Source organism: Altererythrobacter sp. (assembly GCF_050299635.1).
In the GTDB taxonomy this organism is placed as follows: Bacteria; Pseudomonadota; Alphaproteobacteria; order Sphingomonadales; family Sphingomonadaceae; genus Erythrobacter.
Genome location: NZ_JBNKWF010000061.1, coordinates 1 through 1,185, shown reverse-complemented (window position 1 = coordinate 1,185; position 1,185 = coordinate 1). Strand labels below are relative to the sequence as shown.

Here is a 1,185-nt window from a genome sequence, read left to right as displayed (position 1 = left end):
GGCGCAATGTGACGCCTGTTCCGGATCGCCCTGTAACACCACAGGCACATCAATCCGCTTCGCCGCCCAGGCGATCACGGCGAGAGCCTTGATCCCGGCAGCCGTCGGCTCGCCATCCTCGAACGGAACCTGCGGCAGCGGGCCAGCAGGGGGCTGCAATTCGATCCGCCACTCCGGCTCGGTCCTGGCGATTCGCGCCTCCAGCGTGCGGTATGCCGCAAGCGATGCGCCATCGAGCGTCCTCGCCTTGACCAGTGCCCGCCGCTGCTGCCGGTCGATCATGACTTCGGATGGATCGACGCCTGCCACCAGTGCCAGTCGCTGCCCCAATTCTTCCGCGCGGCGCTGGCTCGCTTCTTCCTGTTCTTTGGCAGCAGCCAGCTGCGCTCGCTCTGCAGCGGCGGACCCGGTGCCCACCTCGATCTGGGTCAACGTCACCTGCGCCTCTTCGCCAACGATCCGCTCGACCGCATGCGAGACAGTTGCCTCAGCATCGTCTTCATATTCAGGAGTCAGCACGGTCGCGGAGACACTGACCGGCTCCAAATCCCAATTGATCTGCAGATCGGAGAGACGCGAGGTTCGCGCGAAACTGTCAAGCACGGCACCGCGAATATCGCGCTGCGCGCGCGATTCATTGGCGATCTGGATCAACGAAATGCCGAGCGGGATTGCCAGCGCGACGAAAGCCACCAGCGTGACGCCGAACTGCAGCCGCGTCTGCGCTTCCGTCAGGGCAGTGCGGAATCCGTAGAACTTGGCCATGGTAAATGCAGTGCCCGCGATGGTGACGAGGTTTGTCACAAATAACATCAGCGCACCGCCGAAGACGGTCCAGTTCAAGGTCGCGAGGCCAAACCCGACCACAGCAAGCGGCGGCATCAGGGCGGTCGCGATAGCCACGCCAACGATGCTGTTTTCGCGCCCGCGAATCATCGCGTAGGCACCTGCAACACCAGAGAAAAGCGCGATGAGAAGGTCAAACAGGTTCGGCCTCGTGCGCGAAGCAATCTCGCTCGTGACCGTCTGAAGAGGCGAGAGGAATACGATCAGCGCGCAGAACAGGATCGACATCAGCGAGCCGACGAGCAGTGACTTGGCCGATTGACGGGTCCAGTGAAAATCGCCGATCGCCAGACCGAATCCGAGGCCCATGATCGGCCCCATCAGCGGGGAAAGCAGCAT

At 62.7% G+C, this 1,185-nt stretch carries 1 protein-coding gene; it reads right to left on the bottom strand.

Going from position 1 to position 1,185, the window contains the following annotated elements; all coding sequences use genetic code 11:
• A partial coding sequence (locus tag ACQY6C_RS14790) for a DUF389 domain-containing protein (RefSeq protein ID WP_427970056.1) occupies nt 1-1,185 on the bottom strand: 1,185 nt, incomplete at both ends.